The organism is Vibrio ishigakensis (assembly GCF_024347675.1).
Classification (GTDB): domain Bacteria; phylum Pseudomonadota; class Gammaproteobacteria; order Enterobacterales; family Vibrionaceae; genus Vibrio; species Vibrio ishigakensis.
This window is the reverse complement of the sequence record NZ_AP024881.1, coordinates 2,583,598-2,610,456: the sequence shown is the minus strand read 5'-3', so window position 1 is coordinate 2,610,456 and position 26,859 is coordinate 2,583,598. Positions and strand designations below refer to the sequence as shown.

General features: G+C 46.8%; 29 protein-coding genes and 1 tRNA gene. 13 read left to right on the top strand and 17 right to left on the bottom strand.

Annotation, left to right across the window (positions count from 1 at the left end; translation table 11 throughout):
• Positions 1-4: 4 nt before the first annotated feature.
• The 6 genes from lptB to Pcarn_RS11985 are packed head-to-tail and all read right to left on the bottom strand — an operon-like array spanning position 5 to position 4,286.
• A complete protein-coding gene (gene lptB, locus Pcarn_RS12010; protein ID WP_261834090.1) occupies positions 5-730 on the bottom strand; it encodes an LPS export ABC transporter ATP-binding protein in 726 nt (241 codons plus the stop codon).
• A gap of 6 nt (positions 731-736) precedes the next feature.
• A complete protein-coding gene (lptA, locus tag Pcarn_RS12005; protein WP_261834089.1) occupies positions 737-1,234 on the bottom strand; it encodes a lipopolysaccharide transport periplasmic protein LptA in 498 nt (165 codons plus the stop codon).
• Entirely contained in the window at positions 1,215-1,778 is a 564-nt protein-coding gene (gene lptC, locus Pcarn_RS12000; protein WP_261834088.1) for an LPS export ABC transporter periplasmic protein LptC, read from the bottom strand. The genes lptA and lptC overlap by 20 nt, the downstream gene beginning before the upstream one ends.
• The gene (gene kdsC / locus Pcarn_RS11995; RefSeq protein ID WP_261834087.1) at positions 1,775-2,332 is read right to left on the bottom strand and encodes a 3-deoxy-manno-octulosonate-8-phosphatase KdsC; all 558 of its coding nucleotides are present in this window, start codon (positions 2,330-2,332) and stop codon (positions 1,775-1,777) included. The genes lptC and kdsC overlap by 4 nt, the downstream gene beginning before the upstream one ends.
• Before the next feature lie 3 nt (positions 2,333-2,335).
• Entirely contained in the window at positions 2,336-3,307 is a 972-nt protein-coding gene (gene kdsD / locus Pcarn_RS11990; protein ID WP_390904441.1) for an arabinose-5-phosphate isomerase KdsD, read from the bottom strand.
• A gap of 13 nt (positions 3,308-3,320) precedes the next feature.
• Positions 3,321-4,286 (bottom strand): calcium/sodium antiporter, encoded by a 966-nt coding sequence (locus Pcarn_RS11985; protein WP_261834086.1) that lies wholly within the window; start codon positions 4,284-4,286, stop codon positions 3,321-3,323.
• A 200-nt stretch (positions 4,287-4,486) separates the two neighbouring features.
• On the opposite strand from Pcarn_RS11985, the gene mlaF reads away from it, so the two are divergent.
• The 8 genes from mlaF to Pcarn_RS11945 all read left to right on the top strand — a co-directional run bounded on the left by mlaF (position 4,487) and on the right by Pcarn_RS11945 (position 10,003).
• Positions 4,487-5,293, top strand: coding sequence for a phospholipid ABC transporter ATP-binding protein MlaF (gene mlaF, locus Pcarn_RS11980; RefSeq protein WP_261835680.1), 807 nt, complete (start codon positions 4,487-4,489; stop codon positions 5,291-5,293).
• Positions 5,283-6,062, top strand: coding sequence for a lipid asymmetry maintenance ABC transporter permease subunit MlaE (mlaE, locus tag Pcarn_RS11975; protein WP_261834085.1), 780 nt, complete (start codon positions 5,283-5,285; stop codon positions 6,060-6,062). Before mlaF ends, mlaE begins: the two co-directional genes overlap by 11 nt.
• Before the next feature lie 3 nt (positions 6,063-6,065).
• The gene (gene mlaD, locus Pcarn_RS11970; RefSeq protein ID WP_261834084.1) at positions 6,066-6,545 is read left to right on the top strand and encodes an outer membrane lipid asymmetry maintenance protein MlaD; all 480 of its coding nucleotides are present in this window, start codon (positions 6,066-6,068) and stop codon (positions 6,543-6,545) included.
• 2 nt (positions 6,546-6,547) lie between these two features.
• Positions 6,548-7,195 carry a phospholipid-binding protein MlaC gene (gene mlaC / locus Pcarn_RS11965; RefSeq protein ID WP_261834083.1) on the top strand — a complete coding sequence of 216 codons (648 nt, stop codon included), beginning with the start codon at positions 6,548-6,550 and terminating at the stop codon, positions 7,193-7,195.
• 2 nt (positions 7,196-7,197) lie between these two features.
• Positions 7,198-7,512 carry an STAS domain-containing protein gene (locus Pcarn_RS11960; RefSeq protein ID WP_261834082.1) on the top strand — a complete coding sequence of 105 codons (315 nt, stop codon included), beginning with the start codon at positions 7,198-7,200 and terminating at the stop codon, positions 7,510-7,512.
• Position 7,513: 1 nt separating this feature from the next.
• The gene (ibaG, locus tag Pcarn_RS11955) at positions 7,514-7,768 is read left to right on the top strand and encodes a BolA family iron metabolism protein IbaG (RefSeq protein ID WP_261834081.1); all 255 of its coding nucleotides are present in this window, start codon (positions 7,514-7,516) and stop codon (positions 7,766-7,768) included.
• 10 nt (positions 7,769-7,778) lie between these two features.
• Positions 7,779-9,047: a UDP-N-acetylglucosamine 1-carboxyvinyltransferase gene (murA, locus tag Pcarn_RS11950; protein ID WP_261834080.1), complete on the top strand. Its 1,269-nt coding sequence runs from the start codon at positions 7,779-7,781 to the stop codon at positions 9,045-9,047.
• A gap of 209 nt (positions 9,048-9,256) precedes the next feature.
• A complete protein-coding gene (locus Pcarn_RS11945; protein ID WP_261834079.1) occupies positions 9,257-10,003 on the top strand; it encodes a 1-acylglycerol-3-phosphate O-acyltransferase in 747 nt (248 codons plus the stop codon).
• A 39-nt stretch (positions 10,004-10,042) separates the two neighbouring features.
• On the opposite strand, the gene Pcarn_RS11940 is transcribed toward Pcarn_RS11945, so the two are convergent.
• The 4 genes from Pcarn_RS11940 to argF all read right to left on the bottom strand — a co-directional run bounded on the left by Pcarn_RS11940 (position 10,043) and on the right by argF (position 13,095).
• A complete protein-coding gene (locus tag Pcarn_RS11940; RefSeq protein WP_261834078.1) occupies positions 10,043-10,432 on the bottom strand; it encodes a RidA family protein in 390 nt (129 codons plus the stop codon).
• Between the two features lie 37 nt (positions 10,433-10,469).
• On the bottom strand, positions 10,470-10,931 hold the full coding sequence (gene pyrI / locus Pcarn_RS11935; protein WP_261834077.1) for an aspartate carbamoyltransferase regulatory subunit: 462 nt from the start codon (positions 10,929-10,931) through the stop codon (positions 10,470-10,472).
• A 17-nt stretch (positions 10,932-10,948) separates the two neighbouring features.
• Positions 10,949-11,878, bottom strand: coding sequence for an aspartate carbamoyltransferase (gene pyrB / locus Pcarn_RS11930; RefSeq protein WP_261834076.1), 930 nt, complete (start codon positions 11,876-11,878; stop codon positions 10,949-10,951).
• Between the two features lie 212 nt (positions 11,879-12,090).
• Complete coding sequence (argF, locus tag Pcarn_RS11925; RefSeq protein WP_261834075.1) at positions 12,091-13,095, bottom strand: ornithine carbamoyltransferase; 1,005 nt, start codon at positions 13,093-13,095, stop codon at positions 12,091-12,093.
• A gap of 241 nt (positions 13,096-13,336) precedes the next feature.
• On the opposite strand from argF, the gene rraB reads away from it, so the two are divergent.
• Positions 13,337-13,753 (top strand): ribonuclease E inhibitor RraB, encoded by a 417-nt coding sequence (gene rraB, locus Pcarn_RS11920; RefSeq protein WP_261834074.1) that lies wholly within the window; start codon positions 13,337-13,339, stop codon positions 13,751-13,753.
• A gap of 45 nt (positions 13,754-13,798) precedes the next feature.
• On the opposite strand, the gene Pcarn_RS11915 is transcribed toward rraB, so the two are convergent.
• The 4 genes from Pcarn_RS11915 to pepA form a co-directional block, all read right to left on the bottom strand.
• Entirely contained in the window at positions 13,799-14,179 is a 381-nt protein-coding gene (locus Pcarn_RS11915) for a DUF2061 domain-containing protein (protein WP_261834073.1), read from the bottom strand.
• A 151-nt stretch (positions 14,180-14,330) separates the two neighbouring features.
• Positions 14,331-17,189, bottom strand: coding sequence for a valine--tRNA ligase (locus Pcarn_RS11910; protein WP_261834072.1), 2,859 nt, complete (start codon positions 17,187-17,189; stop codon positions 14,331-14,333).
• 108 nt (positions 17,190-17,297) lie between these two features.
• Positions 17,298-17,744: a DNA polymerase III subunit chi gene (locus tag Pcarn_RS11905; protein WP_261834071.1), complete on the bottom strand. Its 447-nt coding sequence runs from the start codon at positions 17,742-17,744 to the stop codon at positions 17,298-17,300.
• 160 nt (positions 17,745-17,904) lie between these two features.
• Positions 17,905-19,413, bottom strand: a complete 1,509-nt coding sequence (pepA, locus tag Pcarn_RS11900) for a leucyl aminopeptidase (protein WP_261834070.1) — start codon at positions 19,411-19,413, stop codon at positions 17,905-17,907.
• A gap of 219 nt (positions 19,414-19,632) precedes the next feature.
• On the opposite strand from pepA, the gene lptF reads away from it, so the two are divergent.
• Positions 19,633-20,733, top strand: coding sequence for an LPS export ABC transporter permease LptF (lptF, locus tag Pcarn_RS11895; RefSeq protein ID WP_261834069.1), 1,101 nt, complete (start codon positions 19,633-19,635; stop codon positions 20,731-20,733).
• Complete coding sequence (lptG, locus tag Pcarn_RS11890; RefSeq protein ID WP_261834068.1) at positions 20,734-21,804, top strand: LPS export ABC transporter permease LptG; 1,071 nt, start codon at positions 20,734-20,736, stop codon at positions 21,802-21,804. It begins immediately after the preceding gene.
• A gap of 38 nt (positions 21,805-21,842) precedes the next feature.
• Here the strand turns inward: lptG and Pcarn_RS11885 are convergent, their stop codons facing one another.
• Positions 21,843-22,316: an RDD family protein gene (locus tag Pcarn_RS11885; protein ID WP_261834067.1), complete on the bottom strand. Its 474-nt coding sequence runs from the start codon at positions 22,314-22,316 to the stop codon at positions 21,843-21,845.
• 188 nt (positions 22,317-22,504) lie between these two features.
• Here Pcarn_RS11885 and Pcarn_RS11880 point away from each other — a divergent pair.
• Both Pcarn_RS11880 and Pcarn_RS11875 read left to right on the top strand, forming a co-directional pair.
• Positions 22,505-22,589 (top strand) — tRNA-Leu (locus Pcarn_RS11880).
• A gap of 318 nt (positions 22,590-22,907) precedes the next feature.
• Complete coding sequence (locus Pcarn_RS11875) at positions 22,908-23,930, top strand: hypothetical protein (protein WP_261834066.1); 1,023 nt, start codon at positions 22,908-22,910, stop codon at positions 23,928-23,930.
• A gap of 163 nt (positions 23,931-24,093) precedes the next feature.
• Here Pcarn_RS11875 and glmS read toward each other — a convergent pair whose 3' ends face one another.
• Both glmS and Pcarn_RS11865 read right to left on the bottom strand, forming a co-directional pair.
• Entirely contained in the window at positions 24,094-25,926 is a 1,833-nt protein-coding gene (glmS, locus tag Pcarn_RS11870) for a glutamine--fructose-6-phosphate transaminase (isomerizing) (protein WP_261834065.1), read from the bottom strand.
• A gap of 47 nt (positions 25,927-25,973) precedes the next feature.
• A complete protein-coding gene (locus Pcarn_RS11865; RefSeq protein ID WP_261834064.1) occupies positions 25,974-26,741 on the bottom strand; it encodes a DeoR/GlpR family DNA-binding transcription regulator in 768 nt (255 codons plus the stop codon).
• Positions 26,742-26,859: the final 118 nt, after the last annotated feature.

Below are 26,859 nucleotides of genomic sequence, written 5' to 3'. Positions count from 1 at the left end.
AGCCTTAGAGGCGGAACTGCTCGCCAAGGTACACTTTCTTAACCTGTTCGTTGTCTAGCACTTGTTCCGGAGTGCCTTCTGCGATCAGGTGTCCCTGGCTAACAATATAAGCGCGCTCACACACATCGAGGGTCTCGCGTACGTTGTGGTCAGTGATCAATACACCTAAACCACGGTCGCGCAGATGCTCGATGATCTTTTTGATATCGATAACCGAGATTGGGTCAACGCCTGCAAAGGGTTCATCTAGCAGGATAAACTGAGGGTTAGCCGCGAGAGCACGTGCAATCTCAACACGACGACGCTCACCACCGGACAGTGCCATACCCGCGCTCTTGCGGATATGTTGGATATTGAACTCATCCAACAGTTCTTCTAGCTTGTCATCACGCTCTTGCTTGCCAATGTCGTTACGAGTTTGCAGTACTGCGTAGATGTTGTCTTCAACAGAAAGCTTACGGAAGATAGAGGCTTCCTGTGGAAGATAACCGATACCCATGCGGGAGCGGCTATGCATAGGAAGAAGACTGATGTCTTCCTCATCGATAAGGATCTTACCTTCATCGCGGGCAACTAGGCCTACGATCATGTAGAAAGAGGTGGTTTTACCCGCACCGTTTGGACCAAGCAAACCAACGATCTGCCCAGACTCAACCTGCAGGCTTACATCCGCAACTACTTTACGGTTTTTGTAGCTCTTTGCTAGGTGTTCAGCTTTAAGTGTTGCCATGCCAGATTAGTTCTTCTGCTTAGGTTGAGGTTGCAAAACGGTTGATACGCGTGAGCCTTCGCCACTTTCAGCAATCATCTTCTCTGTGGTGATGTGATACTTGATACGTTCACCATTGATGGTGCTATCGTCTTGCGCCAGCATGGCTTGCTTTACCATGGTCAATTCGTCTTTAGCCATATCGTAGTAAAGCTCTTCCGCATGGCCTCTGATTGTCTTGCCATCATCAGTTAGCTGAGAGAATTTCGCTAGCTGACCGTAGGCTTCAACCTCTTTGATAGAGCCATCTTCAGGATTACGGAACACGATGACCTTATCACCTTCAACGTTGATGCTGCCTTGACGCATTTTTACATCACCGATAAAGGTAACCTTGTTGCTCTTCATATCTAGGTGTTGGCTATCTGAGTCGATATACACCGGTTGCTCAGAGTCTGTTGAGAGCGCGAGCGCTGCCGGAGAGAGCAGAAGGCCAACTAATAAACTAAGGCTTAGCTTTTTCATAAACACCTTGTACATGGTTGAACAGGACGGCTTCATTCTTATCTAGGTTACCCTCGAGAGCCTGGCCAACATTGGTAAAGGTTGGGCCGGTTAGGGTGACCTGGACATCGGTATTGAAGTCTTTAGAGTCCAATTCAATAATCATTTTTTCGGTTTCGAGGGTATCGAAACTTGCATCGGGTAGCAGGTTGGTCGCAACTACGTTGCCAGTCAATGTAAGTTTATGAGTTTTATCTAAAACTCCTACATCTGACACTACCTGCCATTCTTCAACTGTACCTTCACGATACACATACAGAACGATGTTATCAAATATGGTGTTGCCCTCCTCAGAGAAGTGTTCAAGCTTTTCTGAGGTGATCTTGTAGTTTCGGGTACCATCTTGATCAAAGTTGGTATTAGTCACTCGGTGACCGACAAAGGTTGGTAGCTCTGCACTCGGTTCTACTTGAACCTGAGTCTGTTCTTGATTTGTCAGCAGGTAATAGCCCGAGAATGCAATGATCCCCGCCAGCACCAACTGAAAAATTCTAGAACTCGTCATATGCTGAGACCTTTGTGCTGCTCTAGTTCACCACGCGCCTCAAGGATAAGGTCGCATACCTCGCGTACCGCGCCGTGGCCACCCTTAATATGGGTGACATAGTCAGCTTTTTGCGCAAGGAGCGGGTGTCCATCGTTAACGCATACACCCAGCGCTACGTGCTTCATTACCGGCCAATCGATAAGGTCATCACCGATATAAGCCGTGTGCTCTGGAGCGATATTGAGTTTGTCACAGATGTCGTGATAGGCCTTTATTTTGTCATCTTGCCCTTGATAGATCAGGGAAATGCCAAGAGCCTGCATACGGTTTTGAACAATCTGAGATTTTCTGCCAGTAATAATGGCAAGCTCAATACCGGCGTTCATCAATGATTTAACGCCGTAGCCATCGCGAGTGTGGAATGTTTTGAGCTCTTCACCATCATTGCCCATGTAGATAAGGCCGTCAGAGAAGACGCCATCTACATCGCAGATCAAGAGCTTGATGTTTTTTGCTGTATCGAAAACCGACTTTGAAACACTGCCGTAAAGCGTGTCGACCATTTCAGTCATCAGTTACATTACTCCTGCTTTTAATAAGTCGTGCATATTTAGCGCACCAACTAGTTTGCCGTTTTCGCTAAGTAGTAGTGCGGTAATGCTTCTCTCTTGCATCAGGTTTAAACCTTCTACGGCCAATAGACCAGGAGAGGCTGAGGCTGGATTCTTAGTCATCACATCGCCAATTAGCGCGGTATGGATATCGACTCTTGAGTCCAGAAGACGACGTAAATCACCATCGGTAAATATGCCCAGTATCTGGTCTTGCTGGTCAACGATAGCCGTCATGCCCAGGCCTTTTTGGCTGATCTCAAGAAGCGCATCTTTTACGCTAGCCTCGGCATATACCTTAGGCACTTCTTGGCCGGTGTGCATGATGTTTTCTAATTTTAGTAACAATTTTCTGCCCAGTGCACCGCCTGGGTGTGAAAGAGCGAAATCTTCAGCTGTAAATCCGCGAGCCTGCATTAGCGCCATAGCCAGCGCATCACCCATCACCAATGTCGCTGTGGTACTCGCAGTCGGAGCAAGCTCTCTTGGGCAAGCTTCTTGCGGCACGGCAATGCAAAGGTGGATATCTGCCAGCTTAGCCATGTTTGATGTTGGCTTACCTGTCATGCTGATGATACGAATGTTTAGACGCTTTAGTACTGGGAATAGCGATAGAATCTCACTGGACTCACCTGAGTTAGATATTGCGATAACAATATCCCCAGATTCAATCATACCCAGGTCACCGTGAGCGGCTTCGCCAGGATGCACAAAAAATGCTGAGGTGCCAGTACTCGCTAATGTTGCAGCTATTTTCTTTCCAATATGGCCAGATTTGCCCATGCCCATCACAACCACTTTTCCCTCTTTATTATTCAGGATTGTGGTACACGCTTTTACGAAATCATCATTGATGTATTGAGACAGCTGTTGCAAGCCTCTTACTTCAATATCCAGAACCTCATTTGCAGCTTGTTTAAAATTGAATTCAGACACGGGGAAATAACCTTTATGCAGCTAGATTTATAAACAGATAGGCTTGATATGCGATAAATAGAACAAAGAGTATGCCACCCTCGATTCGATTAATGCTTCGAGATTTTCCAAGAGCCATTACAACAAGTAATAGAGAGACGCCTAGCATCACCCAGAAGTCGCGACCCATTGCATGCTCGTTTAGTAGAGATGGGTTCAGTAGGCCAGGGATACCCATAACAGCGAGAATATTGAAGACGTTGGAGCCAATGATGTTACCCACCGCCATGTCATCCTCACCCTTCATCACACCAGCAAGGGATGCCGCAAGCTCAGGGAGACTTGTGCCAATAGCGATGATGGTAAGACCGATTACTAGGTCACTCATGCCAAAGTGTTTAGCGATGATCACCGCATTTTGAACCAAAAGGTCTGCTGAGATAGGCAGCAAAACAAGACCCACAACCACCCAAAGAGCGGCTTTTTTGTTATCCACCCCTTCCGGTACTTCTGATTCTTGCTCTGAAACTAATACATCGCCCTTGAGTTTCTCTTTGCGAGAAATGCGCAACATCGCAAGGATAAAAGCACCAAATAGAACGATAAGAAGGATACCTTCTTCACGACCTAGGTAGTCATTCCACATAATAGCACCGGCTATTAGAGTAACTACGATCATCAGAGGTAGCTCACGCTTAAGTACGCCAGAGCTAACTGAAAGAGGCTTAACTAGCGCAGTAATACCCAAAATAAGCGCAATATTGGCGATGTTCGAACCTAGAACGTTACCAACAGCCGTATCTGTTTTGCCATCGAGAGCTGCAGTTGCCGACACCATCATTTCAGGTGCAGACGAGCCCATGGCAAGGATAGTCATACCGATAACTAGGGGAGAAATACCAAAATTTCGCGCGAGGGCTGCTGACCCAAATACTAACCTGTCGGCGCTCCATACCAGAAGTAGCAGGCCTAGGATAAGAAAGCTTATCGCTCCTAACATTACAAACTCTTTATGTTGAACAAAAAAATTAAAGCCGATTTTGACGTCTAGCTGTTAAAAAGGGAAGAATCAACACAAATTATTTACACAGTTGTGATACAAATAAAACGTGTTTGAGTAATAATGATACTAAGCAACTGGTTGATTTACTGCGAATTTACAGGCAGCAAGTCTAACTTAAATGACTAGGAGTGTCGACGTTGGTAGATCAAGGAAGTATTCGAATAAATCAGCTCAGTTTCTCCCGCGGAGAGCGAACGATATTCGATAACATAAGTTTAACGATTCCTCCCGGCAAGATAACCGCCATTATGGGGCCGTCGGGAATAGGTAAAACTACCTTACTTAAACTCTTTGGTGGGCAAATTGAGCCCGACAGTGGTGAGGTATGGTTTGAAGGCCAGCAGATAAATCGCCTTAGCCGCTCGAAGTTGTATAAGGTGCGAAAGCGCATGAGCATGTTGTTTCAATCTGGCGCTCTATTTACCGACCTTAATGTGTTCGACAACGTTGCCTTTCCTCTGCGCGAACATACCTCCCTCAATGAATCCTTTATCCGCAGCATAGTGCTACTAAAGCTTGAGGCCGTTGGGCTCAGGGGCGCATCCGAGCTTATGCCAAGTGAGCTCTCTGGCGGTATGACTCGTCGCGTGGCTCTAGCTCGTGCGATTGCGTTAGACCCAGAAGTGGTGATGTACGATGAGCCTTTCGTTGGACAGGACCCTATTACCATGGGTGTGTTGGTGGAGCTTATCAAGAAGCTGAATCAAGCCATGGGTATTACCTCTATCGTGGTTTCTCACGATGTCCCAGAGGTGATGAGTATTGCCGACCACGTCTACTTGCTGGCCGATGGTAAGATCATTGCTGAGGGCTCTCCCGAGGAAATCAATCAAATGGATGATCCTAGAGTGAAGCAGTTTGTATCGGGTGAGGCGGATGGTGCCGTCCCTTTCGCTTATCCTGCTCAATCTATGCAACAGGAGTTATTGCAAGATGCTGGATAAGGTAAGTGAGCTTGGTGCTAGTGGCATTCGAGTAGTGACCGGCTTTGGTCGTTCGCTACTTATGCTGATTGGTGCCCTGTGTCATCGCCCACAACCTATCAAAAACCTTCCACTGCTAACCAAGCAATTGTATGCCGTTGGCGTGCAGTCATTGGCAATTATAGTGGTTTCGGGGCTGTTTATTGGCATGGTACTTAGCCTGCAAGGTTATGTGGTGCTGGTGGACTACGGTGCAGAGGGTAGTCTCGGGCAGATGGTAGCGCTATCGCTGCTGCGTGAACTTGGCCCTGTGGTGACAGCACTTTTGTTTGCTGGTCGCGCGGGTTCGGCTTTGACTGCAGAGATTGGCTTAATGAAAGCGACTGAGCAGTTGTCTAGTCTTGAAATGATGGCTGTAGACCCGCTAAAGCGCGTAATAAGTCCGCGCTTTTGGGCCGGAGTTATCAGTATGCCTCTCCTAACCATGATCTTTGTGGCGGTAGGTATCTGGGGTGGTCAGTTAGTTGGAGTAGATTGGAAGGGGATCGATCACGGCAGTTTTTGGTCTGCAATGCAGTCCTCGGTTGAATTCGGACGCGATATTGGCAATTGTCTGATAAAGGCGTTTGTATTTGCGATTACAGTTACTTGGGTGGCGCTATTCAATGGATATGATGCAACGCCAACCTCTGAAGGGATCAGTCAGGCGACAACGCGCACCGTGGTGCATTCATCACTGGCGGTGTTGGGATTAGACTTTGTGCTAACCGCGCTGTTGTTCGGGAATTAGGATATGAATAAAACTAGGAAGTTAGAACTTTGGGTCGGCAGTTTTATGTTGGTAGGCATAGCCGCCCTATTGGTTATCATTTTCAAGGTGGCGGATGTTAAGAGCATTGGCAATCAAAGCACCTACCAGTTGAAGGCTTACTTCGACAATATTGGCAGTCTCAAGGTGCGTTCGCCGGTGAAGATAGGTGGTGTAGTTGTAGGAAGGGTGAGTGATATCAGCCTAGACACTGAGTACTACACTCCAGTAGTGACCCTGTCTATCGGCACTCAGTATGGCTATTTTCCTGATACCTCGAGTGCCCAGATCCTAACCTCAGGCCTTATTGGTGAGCAGTACATCAGCCTAGTGCCGGGTTTTGTGGATGATGATGTAGACATGCTGCAAGACGGGGATTTTATCGAGGATACCAAGTCAGCTCTGGTGCTTGAGAATCTGATAGGGCAGTTCCTGTATAACGTGGGCGGAGACTCAGGAGAGTAATAATGAAGTGGATTGCGAGTATATGTGCGGTTGTAGTAATGATGTTTGCTCCTCTATCTGCGGCCGCGACGGTAGATAAAACTAAGCCTTATTTGATGATGGAGCAGGTGGGTGGCAATACCTTCGACCGTCTGAAGGATGAGCAACAAGCGTTGCGTGAACAGCCTGAACTATTAAAAACGGTGGTCGAAGAAGAGCTGATGCCCTATGTGAACTACCGCTACGCCGGGCTTAAGGTGTTGGGTAATCATCTAAAGCGCGCTGATAAGGGCGAGGTGTCTGAGTTCTTAGTCGCCTTTAGGGCTTACTTGGTGACCTCTTATGCTCAGGTGCTTACGCAGTATCAAGACCAGAAAATCAACTACGCTAGAGAAAAGGCCATTCCTGAAAATCAGCGCATTGTATCTATTCCGGTGGAGATAGTGCAGAAAAATAAACCACCTATCAAAATAGAGTTTAAGTGGCGTAAAGACCGTAAGTCGGGGGAGTGGCAGGCGTTTGATATGGTTGCTGAGGGGGTGAGCCTCCTGTCGAGCAAGCAGTCGGAGTGGGGCGGTAAGATCCGCAGCGATGGTCTGCCTGCAGTAACCGAAGAATTGGCTAAACTTGCACAGACGCCAATTCGTTATGAAACAGCGTCTGGTCAATAGCTATGACGTTGTGGAAACAAACCAGTGTCGAGGTGATTGAGCTATCAGGAATTCTGGATCGAAACACGATCCCAGAGCTGTGGCAACAGGCCCAAGCATGGCCTTGGGATACTTCGAGGCTAAATTTAGATTTTTCGAGGGTAGAAAGCAGTGATTCTGCGGCAATGGCCCTGATATTGCACATAATTCAGCATGCAAAAAAATATCACTGCCATATAATGCTACGCTCTGTACCGGATAAACTGCTTACTCTGTTTGAAGTGAGCAATGCTCTGCCACTGATCGCGGAGCATTTAGAAGTAAAAATTGAGGGATAAAGTGGACATTTCACAGGTTAAACAGTTGCTAGACGACGCACTACAGTTAGAAGAGATTCACGTGAAAGGTGAAGGTAGCCACTATGAGGTGGTTGCTGTAGATGCAAAGTTTGACGGCATGAGCCGCGTTAAGAAGCAACAGCTCATTTACGCTCCTTTGATGGAGTATATCCAACGCAATGATATCCATGCAGTTTCAATTAAAGCGTACACGCCTGAAGAGTGGGCGCGCGACAAAAAACTGATGTCTCTATAAGGGCGATTTGATGGAAAAATTTCGAGTTACGGGATCGTCCCAACCACTGAGTGGTGAAGTTTCTATTTCGGGTGCGAAGAACGCAGCCCTACCGATTTTGTTCTCCGCTATCCTAGCTGAAGAGCCAGTGGTTATCCGCAACGTACCTAAGCTACGTGACATCGATACCACTCTAGCCCTACTTAAGCAGTTGGGCGCAAATGCCGAGCGTGAAGGTGAAACCACCAATATTCATGTTGATGCGTCAGGCATCAACGAGTACACAGCACCGTACGACTTAGTAAAAACCATGCGCGCGTCTATTTGGGCTTTGGGTCCATTGGTTGCTCGTTTTGGCCATGGTCAGGTGAGTCTACCTGGTGGTTGCGCTATCGGTGCGCGTCCAGTTGATCTGCACATCCAAGGTCTTGAGAGCCTAGGTGCGAATATCGTTCTTGAAGATGGTTATGTAAAAGCCTCTGTTGACGGTCGACTAAAGGGTGCACATATCGTAATGGACAAGGTAAGCGTAGGCGCAACCATCACCATTATGAGTGCAGCTACCCTTGCTGAGGGAACTACTACTTTGGATAACGCTGCGCGTGAGCCTGAGATCGTAGATACTGCTGAGTTCCTAAACGCTTTGGGTGCGAAGATTTCTGGTGCAGGCACAGATACTATCACTATCGAAGGCGTTGATCGTCTTGCTGGTGGTGAACACGCTGTGGTTCCTGACCGTATCGAAACAGGTACCTTCCTAGTAGCTGCTGCTGTATCTGGCGGTAAGATCGTATGTCGCAATACCCGTGCTAGCCTGTTAGAGGCAGTTCTAGCTAAGCTTGAAGAAGCGGGTGCTGAAGTGACTACAGGTGACGACTGGATTGGTTTGGATATGACAGGTCGTGAGCTGAAAGCTATTACAGTGCGTACAGCTCCACATCCAGGCTTCCCAACCGATATGCAAGCACAGTTCACTCTGCTTAACATGATGGCTAAGGGCGGTGGCGTAATCACTGAGACCATCTTTGAAAATCGTTTTATGCACGTACCTGAACTTCAACGTATGGGCGCAAAGGCAGAGATCGAAGGTCACACTGTTATTTGTGGTGATAGTGAAGGTCTGAGCGGTACTCAGGTAATGGCAACCGACCTACGTGCATCAGCGAGCTTGGTTATCGCTGGCTGTATCGCGAAGGGTGAAACCATTGTCGATCGTATCTATCATATCGACCGTGGTTACGACCGTATCGAAGACAAACTGAGCCAACTTGGCGCTAATATCGAAAGATTCAAAGATTAGTCGCTTTAGGTAGTATTTTATAGCCGAAACCTTATGGTTTCGGCTTTTTTATTTGATACACTTAGCCGTCATTATTTCCGCAAATTTTAACAATTTGCGCGAAATTTCATCGGTTTTACAGTTCGCGGAACATAGCCAAATTGCCTCAATATCTTCAATCATGAAGAGCCGAGAGGTTATCTGAGTATGAATCCGTAGGGAAAGAGTTAATGATTGCTTTAGTGCGCGTGATTATCGTCGCTATTTTTGCCGTGTTGATGTTTATCTTTGGATGCGGCTACTGCTTGTTTAGTCCAAGAAATCCAAAGCACGTGTTTACCTTTGGTCGTATGTTCGGTGCCATGCATCGCGCATTTGGTATTAAGCTTGAGTTGCGTCTTCCTGAGGATGCCTACAAGCGAGGTCAAGCAGTCTATATCGCTAACCACCAGAACACTTGGGACCTGTTTACGGTTTCTTCAGCAGTAACCCCAAATGTGGTTACTGTGGGTAAGAAGAGCCTGCTGTGGCTACCTCTATTTGGTCAGATCTATTGGTTGACTGGTAATATTTTGATTGACCGTGCAAACCGCTCTAAAGCTATGGGCACTATCGATCAGGTTATCGAGAAGATGAAGCAGACGCATCTGTCGGTATGGATGTTCCCAGAGGGTACTCGTTCGCGCGGTCGTGGTTTGATGCCATTTAAAACCGGAGCTTTCCACGCGGCTATCGGTGCAGAAACGCCGATTATTCCGATCGTGTGCAGTACCACTCAAGATAAGATCAAACTGAACCGTTGGAATAATGGCCATGTAATCATCGAGATGCTGCCACCGGTTGATACCTCTGAGTACTCTAAGTCGGATGTACGTAAATTGGCTGAGGTGTGTCGCGAGAGCATGAAGGAAAAGCTAGAAAGCTTGGATGCGGAAGTGGATGCGAGAAATGCCGCAGATGGCGTGAAAAACAAATAATAAAAAAGGGAGCTGAGCTCCCTTTTTTAATGCTTAAACCTAAGCGCGAACTGCGATAGCTTCAATCTCGATACCTACATCTTTAGGTAGACGTGCAACCTCTACACATGAACGAGCAGGGTAGTTCTCAACCTTGTGCTCATCAAAGAACTTGCCGTACACCTCGTTTACAGTAACGAAGTCGTTTAGGTCTTTTACGAATACGGTCATCTTCTTGATGTCAGATACGGTTAGGCCTGATGACTCAACTACCGCTTTAACGTTCTCTAGAGACTGACGTGCTTGGTCAGCGATGTCTGCAGGGATCTCACCAGTCGCTGGGTTGATTGGGATCTGACCTGAAGTCATTACCATGTTACCTAGGTCAACACCCTGTACGTATGGGCCGATAGCTGCAGGAGCTTGTTCTGTGTGAAGTACTTTAGTCATCTTCTGTCCGATTGTGTTTTTTTTGCTGAAGCTACTGTTATAACTCAGTAACTACCTCGCGTGAATAGACTTTCTCACAGTATTTGCACTTTAGTCGGATAGAGTCTTTTTTCTCGATAACGTTGAAGTGGCTCTCAACTGGCTCACCATGGGTGATACAGTTTGAGTTAGGGCACTCGAACACACCTTTTACTTGCTCAGGAAGGGTAAGCTCGAGCTTCTTCACTACCTGATAGTCTTCGATTTGGTTCACAGTTGCATGAGGTGCATACAGAGCTAGCTTGCTCGCTTGCTCTTTATTGATGAACACATTTTCAATCTTCAGTAGGTCTTTTGCACCCAGCGCAGATGATGGCAGGTTAAGGCCAACGGTTACACGCTGATTAGATTGGTCCATGGAGAACAGCTTAAGTACTTTGATGCCCACGTGAGCTGGGATATGGTCGATAACCGTTCCGTCTTTGATTGCTTCTACTTGTAATTGAGTCGGCTTAGTCATGATAAAAATCTCTTCTATTACAGGGCTTGATTAAGGACTAGAGCGAGCAGTGCCTCGCGAGCATATACACCGTTTTCCGCTTGAGTGAAGTAGTAAGCGTGCGGCGTTTTATCTACGTCTGTGGTGATCTCATCAACACGTGGTAGCGGGTGCAGAACCTTCAGATTCTCTTTCGCTTCAGTAAGAAGAGAAGCGGTCAGGATGTACGCTGATTTGATGTGTGCGTATTCAGACTCATCGAAGCGTTCTTTCTGTACGCGAGTCATGTATAGGATATCCAGTTCAGGGATAACGCTTTCCATATCTGTGTGTAGGCTATAGCTGATGCCTGCTTCGTCTAGCTCTTCACAGATGTAATCTGGCATAGCCAGTGCTTCTGGCGCGATAAAGTAGAAGCGCACATTGTTGAACTTAGCCAAAGCTTGAGTCAGGGAGTGAACCGTACGGCCGTACTTGAGGTCACCAACAAAAGCAACGTTTAGGTTATCTAGAGTGCCTTGAGTCTCATAGATAGAGAATAGGTCTAGCAGGGTTTGAGTCGGATGCTGGTTTGAACCGTCACCTGCATTGATTACTGGTACACCGTTAGAGAACTCAGAGGCTAGACGAGCCGCACCTTCTTGAGGGTGGCGCATTACAAAGGCATCAACATAGGTAGAGATAACCTGAACTGAGTCCGCTAGGGTCTCGCCTTTCTTTGCGAGCGAGGTGTTACCGCCGTTATCAAAGCCGATTACGCTACCACCAACGCGCTGAATCGCGGTTTCAAAAGAAAGACGGGTACGGGTAGACGGCTCGAAGAAGCAGCTTGCAACAACTTTGTTCTTTAGCAATTCCGGCATAGGCTCAGATTTAAGCTTGCCTGCGGTTTGAACGATCAACTCCAATTCATCTCTGCTCAACTCAGGGATAGAGATGACGTGCTTGTTAAAAAGCGTATTTTGCATGGTCTTCTTCCTTCAGTGGAATGGTAACTGGGCATAAAAAAGCCCCCCATAATGGGAGGCTATTATTAACTGTTTAAAAATAGGAGACGTACACGGCAAATGCAGTGTGCTTTATTCGGTTTGTTGTTGCCACTTGGTAGCATTCGCTCCTCCTATAATTTGCTCAGGATTATACGCGCCACCGTCTACAACGCAAGCGATTGCGTCACGATTTAGTGACCAAGTGTTGCAACCATAACCGCCTTGATGGTGTGCATTCTGTTCTCTGCCTGATCAAATACGATGGAGTGCTCAGATTCGAATACCTCATCGGTTACTTCTAGCCCTTGTAGACCGTATTTCTCACAAACCTCTTTACCGATGGTGGTTTGGTCATCATGGAAGGCGGGAAGGCAGTGCATGAACTTAACCTGAGGATTGTTGGTATCCTTGATGGCTTGCATGTTTACCTGATACGGCTTCATTAGCTCGATGCGTTCTTTCCAGGCTTCGTCGGATTCACCCATAGAGACCCATACATCGGTATATAGGTAGTCACAACCATCCACTCCGGCTTTCACATCCTCGGTTAGGGTGATCTTGGCACCGGTAGACTCTCCTATCTGCAGGCATTGCTCAACCAACTCTTGTTCGGGCCAGAATGCCTTTGGTGCCACCATACGCACATCCATACCCATCTTAGCTGCGCCAACCAATAGTGAGTTACCCATGTTATTGCGGGCATCACCAAGGTAGGCGAAGGTGATCTCATGCAGTTGCTTACCCTTACCATGCTCTACCATGGTGAGGAAGTCTGCCAGGATTTGGGTTGGGTGGAATTCATTAGTGAGGCCATTCCAAACCGGAACGCCGGCATATTGCCCTAACTCTTCTACACGCTCTTGGCCAAAACCACGATATTCAATGCCATCGTACATGCGACCCAATACGCGAGCGGTATCTTTCATCGACTCTTTGTGACCGATTTGAGAGCCGGACGGGCCGAGATAAGAGACCTGAGCTCCTTGGTCGAAGGCAGCCACTTCAAAGGCACAGCGAGTTCGAGTCGAGGCTTTTTCAAAGATAAGGGCGATGTTTTTACCCACTAATTTCTTTTGCTCGGTACCTGAGTATTTGGCTTTCTTCAGCTCAGCAGAAAGATCGAGCAGAAAACCGATCTCTTTAGGGGTAAAATCTAATAGTTTTAAAAAGTTGCGGTTTCTCAAATTGTACGCCATTGTCCTTTCCTTTACTGGAGTCGCATAAACTCATCCTAATGCATTTAAATTTAAAAATCATGCGTAAAAATACACATTGGCGTATTTTTAATGATTTTGTATTCTGTTGTGGTTCTGTTTTTACTTGGGCTTAGTTTGACTGCTAATAATAGGTTGGATGAACTTCTTTCATTTTTCCTGTAACCGTGCCATATTTCGTCCGGAACACACTTTGAATGATATAAAACTCGGGAGCATCTCCATGTCACAAGCAGAAGATTACCTATCTGTTGAAGAGCTGATTGAAATCCAAAAAGAAGATACGCGCGACATCATCGCAGCGCTTCTTGAAGATGGTAGTGAGCCGGATGCTCTGTATGAGATTGAACACCATCTAATGGCTGAAAACTTTGAAACCCTTGAAAAAGCGGTAGTAGAAGCATTTAAGATGGGCTTCGAGGTTCTTGAAGCAGAAGAAACCGAAGATGAAGATGGCACTAAGCTTCTTTGTTGTGATGCAACAATGAGCTGCGCTCTAGATGCTGAGCTTATCGATGAGCAGGCTGAAAAGCTTATCAACCTAGCTGAGAAATACGACATCATCTACGATGGCTGGGGCACCTTCTATGAAGGCGAAGATGCACTAGTGTATGACGATGAAGAAGACGAGCAAGAGTAATTGCCGTTAGCAGATTTAAGGGCCCGCTCAATTGAGCGGGCTTTTTTATGCGTGGGCAAAACGGTTGTCTTGGATTTTAAGCCATACCTTCTCGTGGAAGTAGTAGGCGACTGTGTTGATAGATGGCTCAAGTAGGGCAATGATACCACCAGCCAATGCGTCACCAGTTAACAGATACACTACGCTGAATGCGACGCTAAAATGGACGGCAGCGAAGCTGGCTGTTTTGATTTTTGGATTCTTAGCTATCTCTCTAAGCTTGTTAGAGCGCTGCCAAACCAGCTCATGGAAATAGAAGGCAACCGTGTTTACCGCAGGCTCAGTCATGGCTATCAAGCTACCTAGGATGATATCGCCAGTTAGAATGTAAGCGACACTAAAAGCGATGGTGAAGTGTAAGAATGCAAAGCTGATGGTCTTTTTCATAATTGGCTACTCATCTCGTGAATCTGAATTTATTATTGATAATAATTCTCATTATCACAAGTGATTTTTACCAAAAAGTGTGATAGGTGCTACCTATCAGGCATAAAAAAAGGGCTGACACATGGTCAACCCTTTCTCATTTAATTGCCTATTAAAGCGCGGCGATGGTCGCCATCTGCTCTTCAAGCTTGGTTAGTGTCTCTTGGTAGCCCACTAGCTTCTCACGCTCTTTAGCTACAACCGCTTCAGGTGCTTTCGCTACGAAGCCTTGGTTGTTTAGTTTGCCTTCAAGACGCTTGATCTCACCTTGAGTCTTCTTAACTTCGCCTTGTAGACGAGCTAGTTCAGCGTCTTTATCGATAAGGCCAGCCATAGGGATCATCAGCTCAGACTTACCCACTAGAGCCGTTGCACATGCTGGAGTCTCTTCGCCTTCAGCAAGCAGCTTGATGCCTTCTAGCTTAGCTAGAGATACCAATACCTGACGGTTTGCTTCTGCACGCTGTGCGTCTTTCTCATCAGCCACTTTTAGCATCACGTCTAGCGGTTTGCTTGGTGCGATGTCGTACTCTGCACGCAGGTTACGGATGCTAGTGATAAATGCCTTAACCCACTCGATGTCATCTAGAGCTTCTTGATTGAAGTTCGCTTCATCATACTGAGGCAGAGCCTGTAGCATGATGGTGTCGCCTTCAACGCCGTCAACCAGTGGCTTGATGCTCTGCCAGATAGTCTCGGTGATGTAAGGGATCACAGGATGCGCTAGACGCAGAGTCTTCTCTAGAACCGTGATTAGAGTGCGACGCGTACCACGTTGCTGAGCTTCAGTGCCTTTCCATAGAACAGGTTTGGTTAGCTCTAGATACCAGTCACAGAATTGGTTCCAGATGAACTCATAGATGGTGTTAGCAGCCATATCCAGACGGAAGTTATCAATGTGACCATTGAATTCTTTCGCTGCTAGTTCGAACTGAGATTCGATCCACTTGTCTGCTAGTGAGTACTCAATCTCACCACCATTGAAGCCACAATCTTGCTCTTCTGTGTTCATCAGTACGTAACGGCTTGCGTTCCATAGCTTGTTACAGAAGTTACGGTAACCCTCAAGGCGCTTCATGTCCCAGTTGATGTCACGACCAGTAGAGGCCATAGCTGCTAGGGTGAAACGCAGTGCGTCAGTACCGTATGGTTCGATGCCATCCTCGAATGTCTTACGTGTGTTCTTCTCGATCTTCTTCGCTAGCTGAGGCTGCATCATGTTGCCAGTGCGCTTTTCAACTAGAGATTCAAGGTCGATACCATCGATCATGTCGATTGGGTCTAGAACGTTACCCTTGGACTTAGACATCTTGTCGCCGTTCTCATCACGGATAAGGCCAGTAACGTAAACAGTCTTGAATGGTACTTGTGGTTTGCCGTTTTCATCTTTACAGAAGTGCATGGTCATCATGATCATGCGAGCAACCCAGAAGAAGATGATGTCAAAACCAGTTACCAGCACATCTGATGGGTGGAAGGTCTTCAGGTCTTCAGTGTTCTCTGGCCAGCCTTGAGTACCGAATGTCCATAGCGCAGAAGAGAACCAGGTATCCAGTACATCGTCGTCTTGGCGAAGAACAACTACAGGCGCTAGGTTGTTGTTTGCACGCACTTCTTCTTCAGTACGACCTACGTATACGTTGCCGTCGTTGTCGTACCATGCTGGGATGCGGTGACCCCACCAAAGCTGACGAGAGATACACCAGTCTTGAATGTCACGCATCCAAGAGAAGTACATGTTTTCGTATTGCTTAGGAACGAATTGAATCTCGCCATCTTCAACCGCTTTGGTTGCCGTCTCTGCTAGAGGAGCAGTACGCACATACCATTGGTCAGTTAGCATTGGTTCGATAACCACACCACCACGGTCGCCGTAAGGTACAGTTAGGTCGTGGTCTTTGATTTCGTCTAGTAGACCTAGCTCTTCAAACTCAGCCACGATAGCTTTACGAGCGGCGAAGCGCTCCATGCCGTGATATTTAGCAGGAAGCTCAGTTGAGTATGCATCGCTTGGCTCACCGTTAGTGGTGAACACCTCAGCCGCATCGCGGATGTCAGCGTTGAAGGTCAGGATGTTGATCATTGGTAGGCTGTGACGCTTACCAACTTCGTAGTCATTGAAGTCGTGCGCAGGTGTGATCTTCACACAACCTGTGCCTTTTTCCATGTCCGCGTGCTCATCGCCTACGATAGGGATAAGACGGTTTACAACAGGAAGCAGGATCTCTTTGCCGATTAGGTCTTTGTAGCGTGGATCTTCTGGGTTTACAGCAACACCAGTATCGCCAAGCATGGTTTCAGGACGAGTGGTCGCAACTACGATGTAGTCTTTGCCATCTGCAGTCTTAACACCGTTTGCTAGAGGGTAGCGGAAGTGCCACATGTGGCCCTTCTTGTCTTTGTTCTCTACTTCTAGGTCTGAGATAGCTGTATGTAGCTTAGGATCCCAGTTAACTAGACGCTTACCACGATAGATTAGGTCGTCTTCATATAGGCGAACAAACACTTCTTGAACCGCGTTAGATAGGCCATCGTCCATAGTGAAGCGCTCACGGTCCCAATCAACCGATGCACCCAGACGACGAAGCTGTTTGGTGATAGTGCCACCAGATTCGCCTTTCCATTCCCAGATCTTGTCAATGAAGGCATCACGACCGTAATCGTGCTTAGTTTTGCCTTCTTCTGCTGCGATCTTACGCTCAACTACCATTTGAGTAGCGATACCGGCGTGGTCGGTACCTACCTGCCAAAGGGTGTTTTTGCCTTTCATACGCTCAGCGCGGATTAGAGTATCCATGATGGTGTCTTGGAACGCGTGACCCATGTGTAGACTGCCGGTGACGTTCGGCGGTGGGATCATGATGCTGTATGATTCTTTGGTCGTGTCACCGTGTGGCTTAAAGTAGCCTTTTTCTTCCCAAGCTTGGTAGGTTGCTTGTTCAATCGAAGTTGGATTATATGTCTTTTCCATAATGCTCTTACATGGATCGTTAGATAGTTGAGTTAAGGGCAAACTGCATAAATTAAGGGTTTAGCCTAGTTAAGGGCTAAAAACTTTAGCTATGGAGTTTGAGCCACATTATTTTTTGATGGTGATGGTTTGCATTTGATAGCCCGCCTGACGGTAAATTTTATACCTTTCTCTGGCGGTATGCTTTGCTTTTTCATCGCAAGGGACGAAGTCTACCACTTGATGCACACTTCGAGCAAAGTTTGTCTCATTATTCGACACGTTGATGAGTAAGTTTCGGTTTCTGGAGAGGTGAGCGGGTAGAAAACCTATTTCAACGGGGGTGCCCTGGCGTGGGCCTTCACCGGTTAGGTTATGCGGAATAAAGGCATCATTATCTTGTTGAAACAAGAAGTCATCCCAAGATTCTGCGTCTTGTCTGTCGTCGGTATGCAGGTAGATGCGAGCACCTTGCGAAACAAAGTGCTTCAGTAGATAGAGAACATAGTCTTGAAAGCCTTGTGGACTATCGGCCTGACTGTCTGGCTCTATGATGTAAAAAGTGGCTGTGGTCATAAATCAATATACCCTTCTTACTTGAAGATGCTGGGGTGTTGGCTGGCACTCGCCAACGCCATCACATAGTTTATCTATGCTCAGGCGCTTGGCTCGTTGGCCGCCTACCAGCATCTCCAATCATTTCGGGTATACGGCCTCCCGAGGGAGGCGTAATCTATTACTCTTCGATCTCTTGGCCGCTGCGATTCAGTAGGAACTGAACCAGAAGCGATACTGGACGTCCGGTTGAGCCTTTGGCTTTACCTGACTTCCAAGCTGTTCCTGCGATATCCAAGTGAGCCCAGTTGTACTTCTTGGCAAAGCGCGCTAAGAAACAGCCAGCAGTGATGGTGCCTGCTGGGCGACCACCGATGTTTGCCATATCTGCGAACGGGCTAGCTAGCTGCTCTTGATACTCATCAGCCATAGGCAGACGCCATGCGCGGTCACCAGACTGCTCAGAAGCGTTTACCAGCTCGTGTGCAAGCGGGTTGTGGTTTGATAGAACACCACTGATGTGATGACCCAGAGCAATCACACATGCGCCAGTTAGAGTCGCAACATCGACAACTGATTCTGGCTCAAAACGCTCAACATAAGTCAGCGCATCACACAGCACTAGACGACCCTCAGCATCGGTGTTCAGAACCTCAACAGTTTGACCTGACATGGTAGTCAGAATGTCACCTGGACGGTATGCGTTGCTGCCTGGCATGTTCTCACAGCCAGCAAGTACGCCAACCACGTTAATAGGTAGGTTTAGCTGAGCCAGCGCTTTCATTGCACCGAATACACTTGCCGCACCACACATGTCGTACTTCATCTCGTCCATACCTTCGCCTGGTTTAAGCGAGATACCGCCTGAGTCGAAGGTTAGGCCCTTACCGATAAGTACAATAGGTTTAGCGTCTGAGTCAGGGTTACCCTTGTAGTCGATAACCGACATCATAGATTCGTTGTGAGAGCCACGACCAACCGCTAGATATGAAGTCATGCCTAGCTTTTCCATCTCTTGCTCACCGATGATCTTAGTGGTCACGGTATCGTAATCATCTGCTAGACGACGAGCCTGAGAGGCTAGGTATGCTGGGTTAGCCACGTTTGGTGGCATGTTGCCCAGATCTTTAGATGCGTTAACACCAGCCGCAACCGCAAGACCGTGCTTGATAGCGCGCTCACCAATGCTCAGCTCACGACGAGTTGGTACGTTAAATACTAGCTTGCGTAGCGGGCGACGAGTCTCAGGCTTGTTGCTCTTGAACTGATCAAAGGTGTACAGACCTTCGTGCGTTGCTTCAACTGCCTGACGAACCTTCCAGTAAGTGTCACGGCCTTTAACGTGCAGTTCAGTTAGGAAACATACCGCTTCCATTGAGCCGGTTTCGTTAAGGGTGCTGATGGTTTTTTGAATGATCTCTTTATATTGGCGCTCACCGAGCTCACGCTCTTTACCACAGCCAACAAGAAGAACGCGTTCAGAAAGCACACCAGGTACTTGGTGCAGGAGGAGCATTTGTCCTGGCTTTCCTTCTAGGTCACCACGACGCAGAAGTGAGCTTAGGTAACCATTACTGATCTCATCAAGCTGCTCTGCTACTGGTGAAAGACGACGTGGCTCGAATACTCCAACGACAATGCAAGCACTGCGCTGTTTCTCTGGGCTACCACTTTTTACACTGAACTCCATGCCTACTCCTACATCCTGAAGACAAACAACAATAAATGTTAGATAATGACGACTTAACTTGTTGAATCTTGGTCAAGAGCTATGTTTACTCAAGAAGTTTGAGCAAGTTAAATTGTTGTCGATTTATAAAAAAAATTGAAAAATAAAAGTTTCAATCAGAAATTATAGCGATTCCTGCAAAAATACAAGTTTTGCATCTGAGCTTATAGGGAATTTAGCGTGATTATTGTTAGATATTTGATCCGCGAGACCATAAAGAGTCAATTAGCGATCTTTTTCGTCTTGTTTTTGATCTTTCTAAGCCAGCGATTCATAAGCGTACTGGCAGAGGCATCCGACGGTGATATACCGGCGCGCCTAATCATGACTATTGTCGGTTTGAACATGCCTGCTATGGGCTTGTTGATGCTTCCACTGAGTCTATATATTGGTATTTTGCTCACTTTTGGTCGTCTGTACGCCGAGAGTGAAATTACAGTGATGAACGCGACTGGTATAGGGAACAAGTTCCTTATTCAGGCCGCGCTGTATCTTGCGGTTATCACCTCAGGTGTGGCTGCATTTAACTCTTTATACTTTTCGCCTTGGTCGCAAGACAAAGAAGCGCAGATCATGGATCAACTTGCTGCTGATACCAGTGTCGAGCTTTTGCAAAAGGGTCAGTTCCAACGTACGCCTGACGGCAGTGCGGTGGTGTTTATTGATGACCTGAAAGATAAGAAGCTCACTAATGTGTTTATTGCACAGACAGTTGGTCAGGGTTCGATTCGCCCTAGTGTAGCGTTTGCTGATTCTGGGGTAGCCCAAGAGCTTGCTGACGGTCGCCAGATCCTGAAACTGTTTGATGGTACTCGCTTTGAGGGAATTCCCACACAGCTTGACTATATGCAGACGGACTTTGATGAGTACGATGCGCTGATTGGCCAGCGTGAAGTAAAGCCTAAAGGGCGTGATTTTGAAGCGATTCCAACTATTGAGCTTTGGAATAACCCAGATCGCCGCGCTAGAGCGGAGCTTCATTGGCGTATCAGTTTGATTATCTGTATTCCGCTACTGACGTTGGTGGTTATCCCTCTATCAAAGGTAAACCCTCGTCAGGGGCGTTTCGCTAAGATGGGACCAGCAATTTTGTTCTATCTTGCTTACTTTATGTCTATCAGTGCGGCCAAATCAGCGATTGAGGATGGCAAAATCTCTGAAGTAATCGGAATGTGGCCGATGAATATCGGTCTTCTAGTGGTAGGTGTGGTCTTGAACAGTTTGGATAGTCTGCCGGTAAGGCGCTTCAAAGATAAGATTCGTCAGAAGAGGGCAGCATAGATGTTTAAGATACTAGACCTCTATATCGGTCGCACCATTATCGCGACCAGCTCTATCTGTTTGGTTACCCTAGTTGGGCTATCTGGCATCATCAAGTATGTTGAGCAACTGCGTAAGGTAGGTCGTGGTACCTATGACCTTATGCACGCCTTGTACTTCGTACTGTTGAGTGTCCCTCGTGATATCGAGCTCTTTTTCCCTATGGCAGCGTTGCTTGGCTCTTTGATCGCCCTAGGAACACTAGCAACCAGCTCCGAGCTGACCGTTATGCAGGCCTCTGGTTATTCAAAGCTAAACATAGGTATGTCAGTGCTTAAAACCGCGCTGCCACTGATGTTTATGGTCATGCTATTGGGTGAATGGGGCGCGCCTCAGGCTCAGAAGATGGCTCGTGAACTGCGTACCCTGTCTGTATCTGGTGGTCACATGGTATCTACCCGTGCCGGTGTTTGGGCGAAAGATGCCAATGATTTTATCTATATTGGTCGTGTAAATGGTGATGAGCTGAATGCGGTTAATATCTGGGAATACGATGCCGATAAGAATCTGATTCGAAGTATCTTTGCCCAGAAAGCAGAATATATTGGCGACAATGATTGGGAACTGCAAAAGGTAACAACTACCCTGTATACCAATGAAACACAGATCACCAAGGATACAGAGCCGACAATGGAGTGGAATAGCACGCTCGCTCCAGACAAGCTTGAGATAGTAACGGTAAAACCGGAAGAGCTATCTCTGTCGGGGCTAAATAGTTACGTCAATTATCTTAAAGACTCAGAGCAGGATGCATCTCGTTATGAGCTTGCGTTCTGGCGCAAGATATCTCAGCCATTGTCTATCGCGGTAATGATGTTGCTTGCACTCTCATTTGTATTTGGTCCGCTGCGAAGTGTAACCATGGGCGCGCGGATACTGTCGGGTGTAATTGCAGGCTTTGCCTTTTACATCTCTTCAGAGTTCTTTGGACCGCTGAGCTTGGTATATCAGATACCACCAATGTGGGGGGCTATAGCACCAAGCTTTGCCTTTATGCTGGTGGCGATACTCTTATTGAGGCGGAAGCTATAAATAAAAGAAAGGAGAGCATTTGCTCTCCTTTTTGCTATTTAAACCTTGGGTAAAACCACAACCTCAGATTTTGCCCAGATATCGTGGAATCCACGTTTTTGAGGGTCGAGCGGTACAGCGAAGTTACTCAGACCAAATGCTGAGGTAGCCACGCGAATTACTGCTTGGGTAATGCTGATGTTGGTGCCATCGGGGTTTTGTACTCTCAGCTTCCAAGCGCGCATGCCAACGGTTTGACCTGCTTTGCTCCAGAAGTACACAAAGAAGCCAATCCAGATTGTCGCTAGGTAGGCAGTGAATAATAGGCTCCATACCGGATGGCGACTCAGATAGTCGCTGACATCGATATAGTTGCCGTAATCCATCAAGCCAGCAGCAACCAGAGCTTCGAGAATCGCGATAACAATACCCGCTGCCATCATCTCGATAGCGATAATTATTAAACCGTCATAGAACCAGGCGGCAAGACGACGAAGTAGACCTGATTTAGGTAGGGTAGAAGATTTGTTCATTTTGAATGAAAGATAAAACTGCAAAAACTCGCGCCAGAATAGCCATTTACTCAGATATTGCCTAGCCATAAGGGGGGAAAACTGCCTCCCGTGTCTAAAAAAACAACGAACAAATAGAAATTATAAGATTTGATGTTGCGCCCTTAGTGCTGACACGTATAATGCACAACGTACCTCTGAGGTATAAAGCCGGTGTGGTGAAATTGGTATACACGACGGATTCAAAATCCGTTGCCTTCGGGCGTGGCGGTTCAAGTCCGCCCACCGGTACCATTATTTAGAAGGGTCGCTATTATAGCGACCCTTCGTCGTTTCTAGGCTTTGGGTTTTTCACTGGTTTGTACTTCAGTGAATCAAATCCTGCCTTTTCAAACAATCACTCTGCTAGCTCATATCTATCTCATAACTCTTCAATTTTCATTTAAGTAGGAACGTATTTTCATTTTTGAAATCATATTCTGTGCCTGTTTTCATATGTGCAAAAAAACATCATTATCGATAGCGAATTAATCACTAGTTTTAACCAAGCGATTGTCGGAAGTTGTATCGGGGGGGGCCTGATGAACGTTTGCATAATGTTTGGAGAAAAACATGTACAAATTAATCATACCTGCACTTTTAACCGCTTCTCTTGTTGGTTGTGGTAGTGATAGTGGCTCTAAAGCACCTGAAGTTCAGCCAAACAATGGTAATCCTGAGGCGATCGCCCAGAAAGTTCCTCAGCCAATTGCTCAAAAAGAACCAAGTTTGAGAGTGAATAAGACTCCGACACGAGTTTATGGTAACAAGACACCTAATCTGGTTGATGATGAAGGTCGCATCGCTCCACCAAACTATAAGGGCGACACTCCAGGACGTGGGCAGCTTATTGACCCTAATGCTCAAATTGCGCCACCGACCTACACTGGCGATACTCCTGGAATGGCTCAGTTGACCCCTGAAGCTCGCCGTGAAGCGGAACGTACATATCACGAGAAAGTAGCTTCGAGAAAAGCTGAAAAATCGATGAATGCTGCAAGAAATACAGCAGAGTTAACTGCTACTGAGAGAGAACAAGCCATCTTAGATGCTAATGCAAGAAATGAAGCGATTAACCGTCAAGATGAGTTGAAAGAAACATCTCTTCAACAAGATCTAGCTAACCAGCCGTCGGTAGCAGACCAGTTACAAGGCCTTAAAGACGGTACACTGGAGCGAGGTGAAGATGGTACTTTGCACCCTGTTCCTGGTGAAGACATGTATGTTGCTAGGTTAGTAGATACTTCTACACCAAATGTAAAAGAGGCAACGACCTTTGATGGTACAACTGCACTGTTTGCTCTTGTACCTCAGAAAGAGCTTTCTCTAGCAATGTCTCAAGTGGCTGCCGATGAATACAACGGTTCTGCTACTGTCGTTGTTGATGACTTGACCCTTGATATTTCAAGCTATGTTGCAATTTCTAATGATGAAGATGTAGACCTGAATATTCAGCCACAAGATTTGACCGAGCTGAACAATATTCACCACACTGCCTTCACACAACTTAAAGAGCTGGTAGGTAGCGATGGTATCTTGAGACTAGTAATAGGCTCACACACAATTAATCTTCGAGTGGAAGATACACAAGCTTAATAAAAAGCAAAGCCACCAATTAAATGGTGGCTTTTTTGTTCCTATTTTCATCAGAATGTTTTGATTCACCTGCAGCAAATGGCAAACCGATGGGGCTATGAAGCAGACACAAAAAAAGGGGCTAAAAGCCCCTTTTCCAATTCAATCTACCTCGACGCAGTCATTACTCAACAGTAACCGCTTTAGCTAGGTTACGTGGTTGGTCAACGTCGGTGCCCTTGATTAGTGCTACGTGGTAAGACAGAAGCTGCATTGGCACTGTGTAGAAGATAGGTGCCGTTACTTCATCAACGTGAGGCATGCGGATGATCTTCATGTTTTCGTCTTCTTCGAAGCCAGCTTTCTCGTCAGCGAATACATACAGTAGACCACCACGTGCACGAACTTCTTCGATGTTTGACTTAAGCTTTTCTAGAAGGTCGTTGTTTGGTGCAACAACTACTACAGGCATGTCTGCATCGATAAGAGCTAGTGGGCCGTGTTTCAGCTCACCTGCAGCGTATGCTTCAGCGTGGATGTATGAGATCTCTTTTAGTTTTAGAGATGCTTCCATCGCAATTGGGTAGAACTCACCACGACCTAGGAAAAGGGTGTGATGCTTGTCAGCGAAATCTGGTGCTAGTGCTTCGATCTCTTTATCAAATGTTAGCGCTTGCTCGATTTGTGCTGGAAGCGCGTGTAGAGATTTTACGATCTCAGCTTCACGCTCTGCAGTTACACGACCTTGTAGACGACCGATAGAAACAACCATCATTAGCATAGCCGCTAGCTGAGTGGTGAATGCTTTAGTCGATGCAACACCGATCTCGGTACCTGCGCGCGTCATGAAGGCGAAGTCAGATTCACGAACCAGTGAAGAACCTGCAACGTTACAGATAGTCATTGCAGCCATATAACCTTTCTCTTTTGCTAGGCGAAGAGCTGCTAGGGTATCTGCAGTTTCACCAGATTGAGATAGGGTTACAAGTAGGCTGTTTGGACGAGTTACAAACTTGCGGTAGCGGAATTCAGAGGCAATTTCTACATCACAGCTTACGCCAGCGATAGATTCGAACCAGTAGCGTGCTGCCATACCTGAGTTGTATGAAGTACCACATGCGATGATTTGAACGTGCTCAACCTTCTCAAGGATCTCTTCCGCTTTAACACCGATAGCATTAGTGATAACTGCTGTATCAGAGATACGGCCTTCCATAGTGTTGATAAGCGCAGTAGGCTGCTCGAAGATTTCTTTCTGCATGAAGTGACGGTATTGACCTTTGTCACCTGCATCGTGCTCAGCGTTAGACTCGTGAGCTTCACGAGTAACAGAGTTACCTTGCGCATCAAAGATAGTAACGTCACGACGAGTGATTTCCGCAACATCACCTTCTTCTAGGTAGATAAAACGGCGAGTCACGTTTAGCAGTGCAAGTTGGTCAGACGCTAGGAAGTTTTCGCCAACACCTAGACCGATTACGATAGGGCTACCTGAGCGAGCTACTACTATGCGAGAAGGGTCTTTGCGGTCAACAGCTACTGTGCCGTATGCGCCTTCAAGCTGCTTGGCTGTTTTTTGTAGTGCTTCAAGTAGCGTCTCAGAAGTACGCAGTTCCCACTCAACCATGTGAGCGATAACTTCGGTATCGGTTTGAGACGTAAATACATAGCCACGGCTTTGAAGAAGCTCACGCAGCTCTTCGTGGTTCTCGATGATGCCGTTGTGAACTACTGCAATGTCACCAGACATATGTGGGTGTGCGTTTTCTTCGCTTGGTTCACCGTGAGTTGCCCAGCGAGTGTGAGCGATACCAGTACCACCAGTTACGTCTTCAGCTTCAACTGCGTCAGCCAGTTCTTGAACCTTACCTAGACGACGAACGCGAGTTAGGTTTGAGTCTGCATCTACTACAGCAACACCAGCTGAGTCATAGCCACGGTACTCAAGGCGACGAAGGCCTTCAACTAGGATTTCTGCTACATCACGTTGTGCTACTGCACCAACAATTCCACACATGTTTTATTCTCCGGTTTCTAGTCGAAACTATGTAATAGCTTTAAAAATTATGCTGAAGCACGTAGAACACGTACTTGCTTAGATTCAATAATAGACACTTGTTCGTCGGTCAGGTCGACATCGGTGATTAGGATGTCGATGTTTTCCCACGCAAGTTCTAGGTTAGGGATACGACGCCCCACCTTTTCAGACTCGATCATTACGATAACTTCACGGGATACCTCTGCCATGACGCGGCTTAATCCCATCAACTCATTAAAGGTAGTCGTGCCGCGCTCAAGGTCTACACCGTCAGCACCAACGAATAGCTGGTCGAAGTCGTATGAGCGAAGGGCTGCTTCTGCCACTTGTCCTTGAAAGGCATCTGAATGGGAGTCCCAGGTACCACCTGTCATCAGCAGGGTTGGCTCACTTTCTAGCTCGTTTAAAGCGTTAGCTAGATTGAGTGAATTTGTCATGACCACCAGACCACGCTTCTCATTCAAATGAGGAACAAGAGCACCTGTAGTGCTACCAAAATCAATAATGATGCGGTTGTGGTCCTTGATTAATCCAGCTGCCATTTCAGCCATGGCCAGCTTGTTTTGAGAAACCTTCTTCTCAACAGCTTCTTGTAGGCTTTCGGTTGGAATAGAGACGGCACCGCCATAGCGACGTAGGAGTTGACCACTTTGCTCCAGAGAGGCGAGATCTTTGCGAATGGTGACTTCAGAGGTTTCAAATCGTTGAGCTAGTTCTTCTACGGTTACCTCTCCTTGCTGTTCAACAAGGGTGGCTATGGTATTTCTTCTTAGCTGAGTATTTCGTTTGGTCATAACAATGAAGTTTCGTTTCGATTTGTAAATTCTTTCACATCGAAACTTATCTGTCCACAAACGAAACTAAAAATATTAAATAAATAGGAGGTTCTTTGTCTAAAACATAATTCACCTA

What these genes read in the sequence shown, in the direction of transcription:
- argF (WP_261834075.1), bottom strand. Translation starts at nt 13,095, where the DNA reads ATGGCGTACAATTTGAGAAACCGCAACTTTTTAAAACTATTAGATTTT.
- pyrB (WP_261834076.1), bottom strand. Translation starts at nt 11,878, where the DNA reads ATGCAAAATACGCTTTTTAACAAGCACGTCATCTCTATCCCTGAGTTG.
- mlaC (WP_261834083.1), top strand. Translation starts at nt 6,548, where the DNA reads ATGAAGTGGATTGCGAGTATATGTGCGGTTGTAGTAATGATGTTTGCT.
- Pcarn_RS11910 (WP_261834072.1), bottom strand. Translation starts at nt 17,189, where the DNA reads ATGGAAAAGACATATAATCCAACTTCGATTGAACAAGCAACCTACCAA.
- lptA (WP_261834089.1), bottom strand. Translation starts at nt 1,234, where the DNA reads ATGAAAAAGCTAAGCCTTAGTTTATTAGTTGGCCTTCTGCTCTCTCCG.
- mlaE (WP_261834085.1), top strand. Translation starts at nt 5,283, where the DNA reads ATGCTGGATAAGGTAAGTGAGCTTGGTGCTAGTGGCATTCGAGTAGTG.
- Pcarn_RS11865 (WP_261834064.1), bottom strand. Translation starts at nt 26,741, where the DNA reads ATGACCAAACGAAATACTCAGCTAAGAAGAAATACCATAGCCACCCTT.
- kdsC (WP_261834087.1), bottom strand. Translation starts at nt 2,332, where the DNA reads ATGACTGAAATGGTCGACACGCTTTACGGCAGTGTTTCAAAGTCGGTT.
- pepA (WP_261834070.1), bottom strand. Translation starts at nt 19,413, where the DNA reads ATGGAGTTCAGTGTAAAAAGTGGTAGCCCAGAGAAACAGCGCAGTGCT.
- lptC (WP_261834088.1), bottom strand. Translation starts at nt 1,778, where the DNA reads ATGACGAGTTCTAGAATTTTTCAGTTGGTGCTGGCGGGGATCATTGCA.
- Pcarn_RS11915 (WP_261834073.1), bottom strand. Translation starts at nt 14,179, where the DNA reads ATGAAAAAGACCATCAGCTTTGCATTCTTACACTTCACCATCGCTTTT.
- mlaD (WP_261834084.1), top strand. Translation starts at nt 6,066, where the DNA reads ATGAATAAAACTAGGAAGTTAGAACTTTGGGTCGGCAGTTTTATGTTG.
- pyrI (WP_261834077.1), bottom strand. Translation starts at nt 10,931, where the DNA reads ATGACTAAGCCGACTCAATTACAAGTAGAAGCAATCAAAGACGGAACG.
- Pcarn_RS11885 (WP_261834067.1), bottom strand. Translation starts at nt 22,316, where the DNA reads ATGAACAAATCTTCTACCCTACCTAAATCAGGTCTACTTCGTCGTCTT.
- Pcarn_RS11960 (WP_261834082.1), top strand. Translation starts at nt 7,198, where the DNA reads ATGACGTTGTGGAAACAAACCAGTGTCGAGGTGATTGAGCTATCAGGA.
- murA (WP_261834080.1), top strand. Translation starts at nt 7,779, where the DNA reads ATGGAAAAATTTCGAGTTACGGGATCGTCCCAACCACTGAGTGGTGAA.
- Pcarn_RS11875 (WP_261834066.1), top strand. Translation starts at nt 22,908, where the DNA reads ATGTACAAATTAATCATACCTGCACTTTTAACCGCTTCTCTTGTTGGT.
- Pcarn_RS11945 (WP_261834079.1), top strand. Translation starts at nt 9,257, where the DNA reads ATGATTGCTTTAGTGCGCGTGATTATCGTCGCTATTTTTGCCGTGTTG.
- Pcarn_RS11905 (WP_261834071.1), bottom strand. Translation starts at nt 17,744, where the DNA reads ATGACCACAGCCACTTTTTACATCATAGAGCCAGACAGTCAGGCCGAT.
- glmS (WP_261834065.1), bottom strand. Translation starts at nt 25,926, where the DNA reads ATGTGTGGAATTGTTGGTGCAGTAGCACAACGTGATGTAGCAGAAATC.
- Pcarn_RS11940 (WP_261834078.1), bottom strand. Translation starts at nt 10,432, where the DNA reads ATGACTAAAGTACTTCACACAGAACAAGCTCCTGCAGCTATCGGCCCA.
- Pcarn_RS11985 (WP_261834086.1), bottom strand. Translation starts at nt 4,286, where the DNA reads ATGTTAGGAGCGATAAGCTTTCTTATCCTAGGCCTGCTACTTCTGGTA.
- lptB (WP_261834090.1), bottom strand. Translation starts at nt 730, where the DNA reads ATGGCAACACTTAAAGCTGAACACCTAGCAAAGAGCTACAAAAACCGT.
- rraB (WP_261834074.1), top strand. Translation starts at nt 13,337, where the DNA reads ATGTCACAAGCAGAAGATTACCTATCTGTTGAAGAGCTGATTGAAATC.
- lptG (WP_261834068.1), top strand. Translation starts at nt 20,734, where the DNA reads ATGTTTAAGATACTAGACCTCTATATCGGTCGCACCATTATCGCGACC.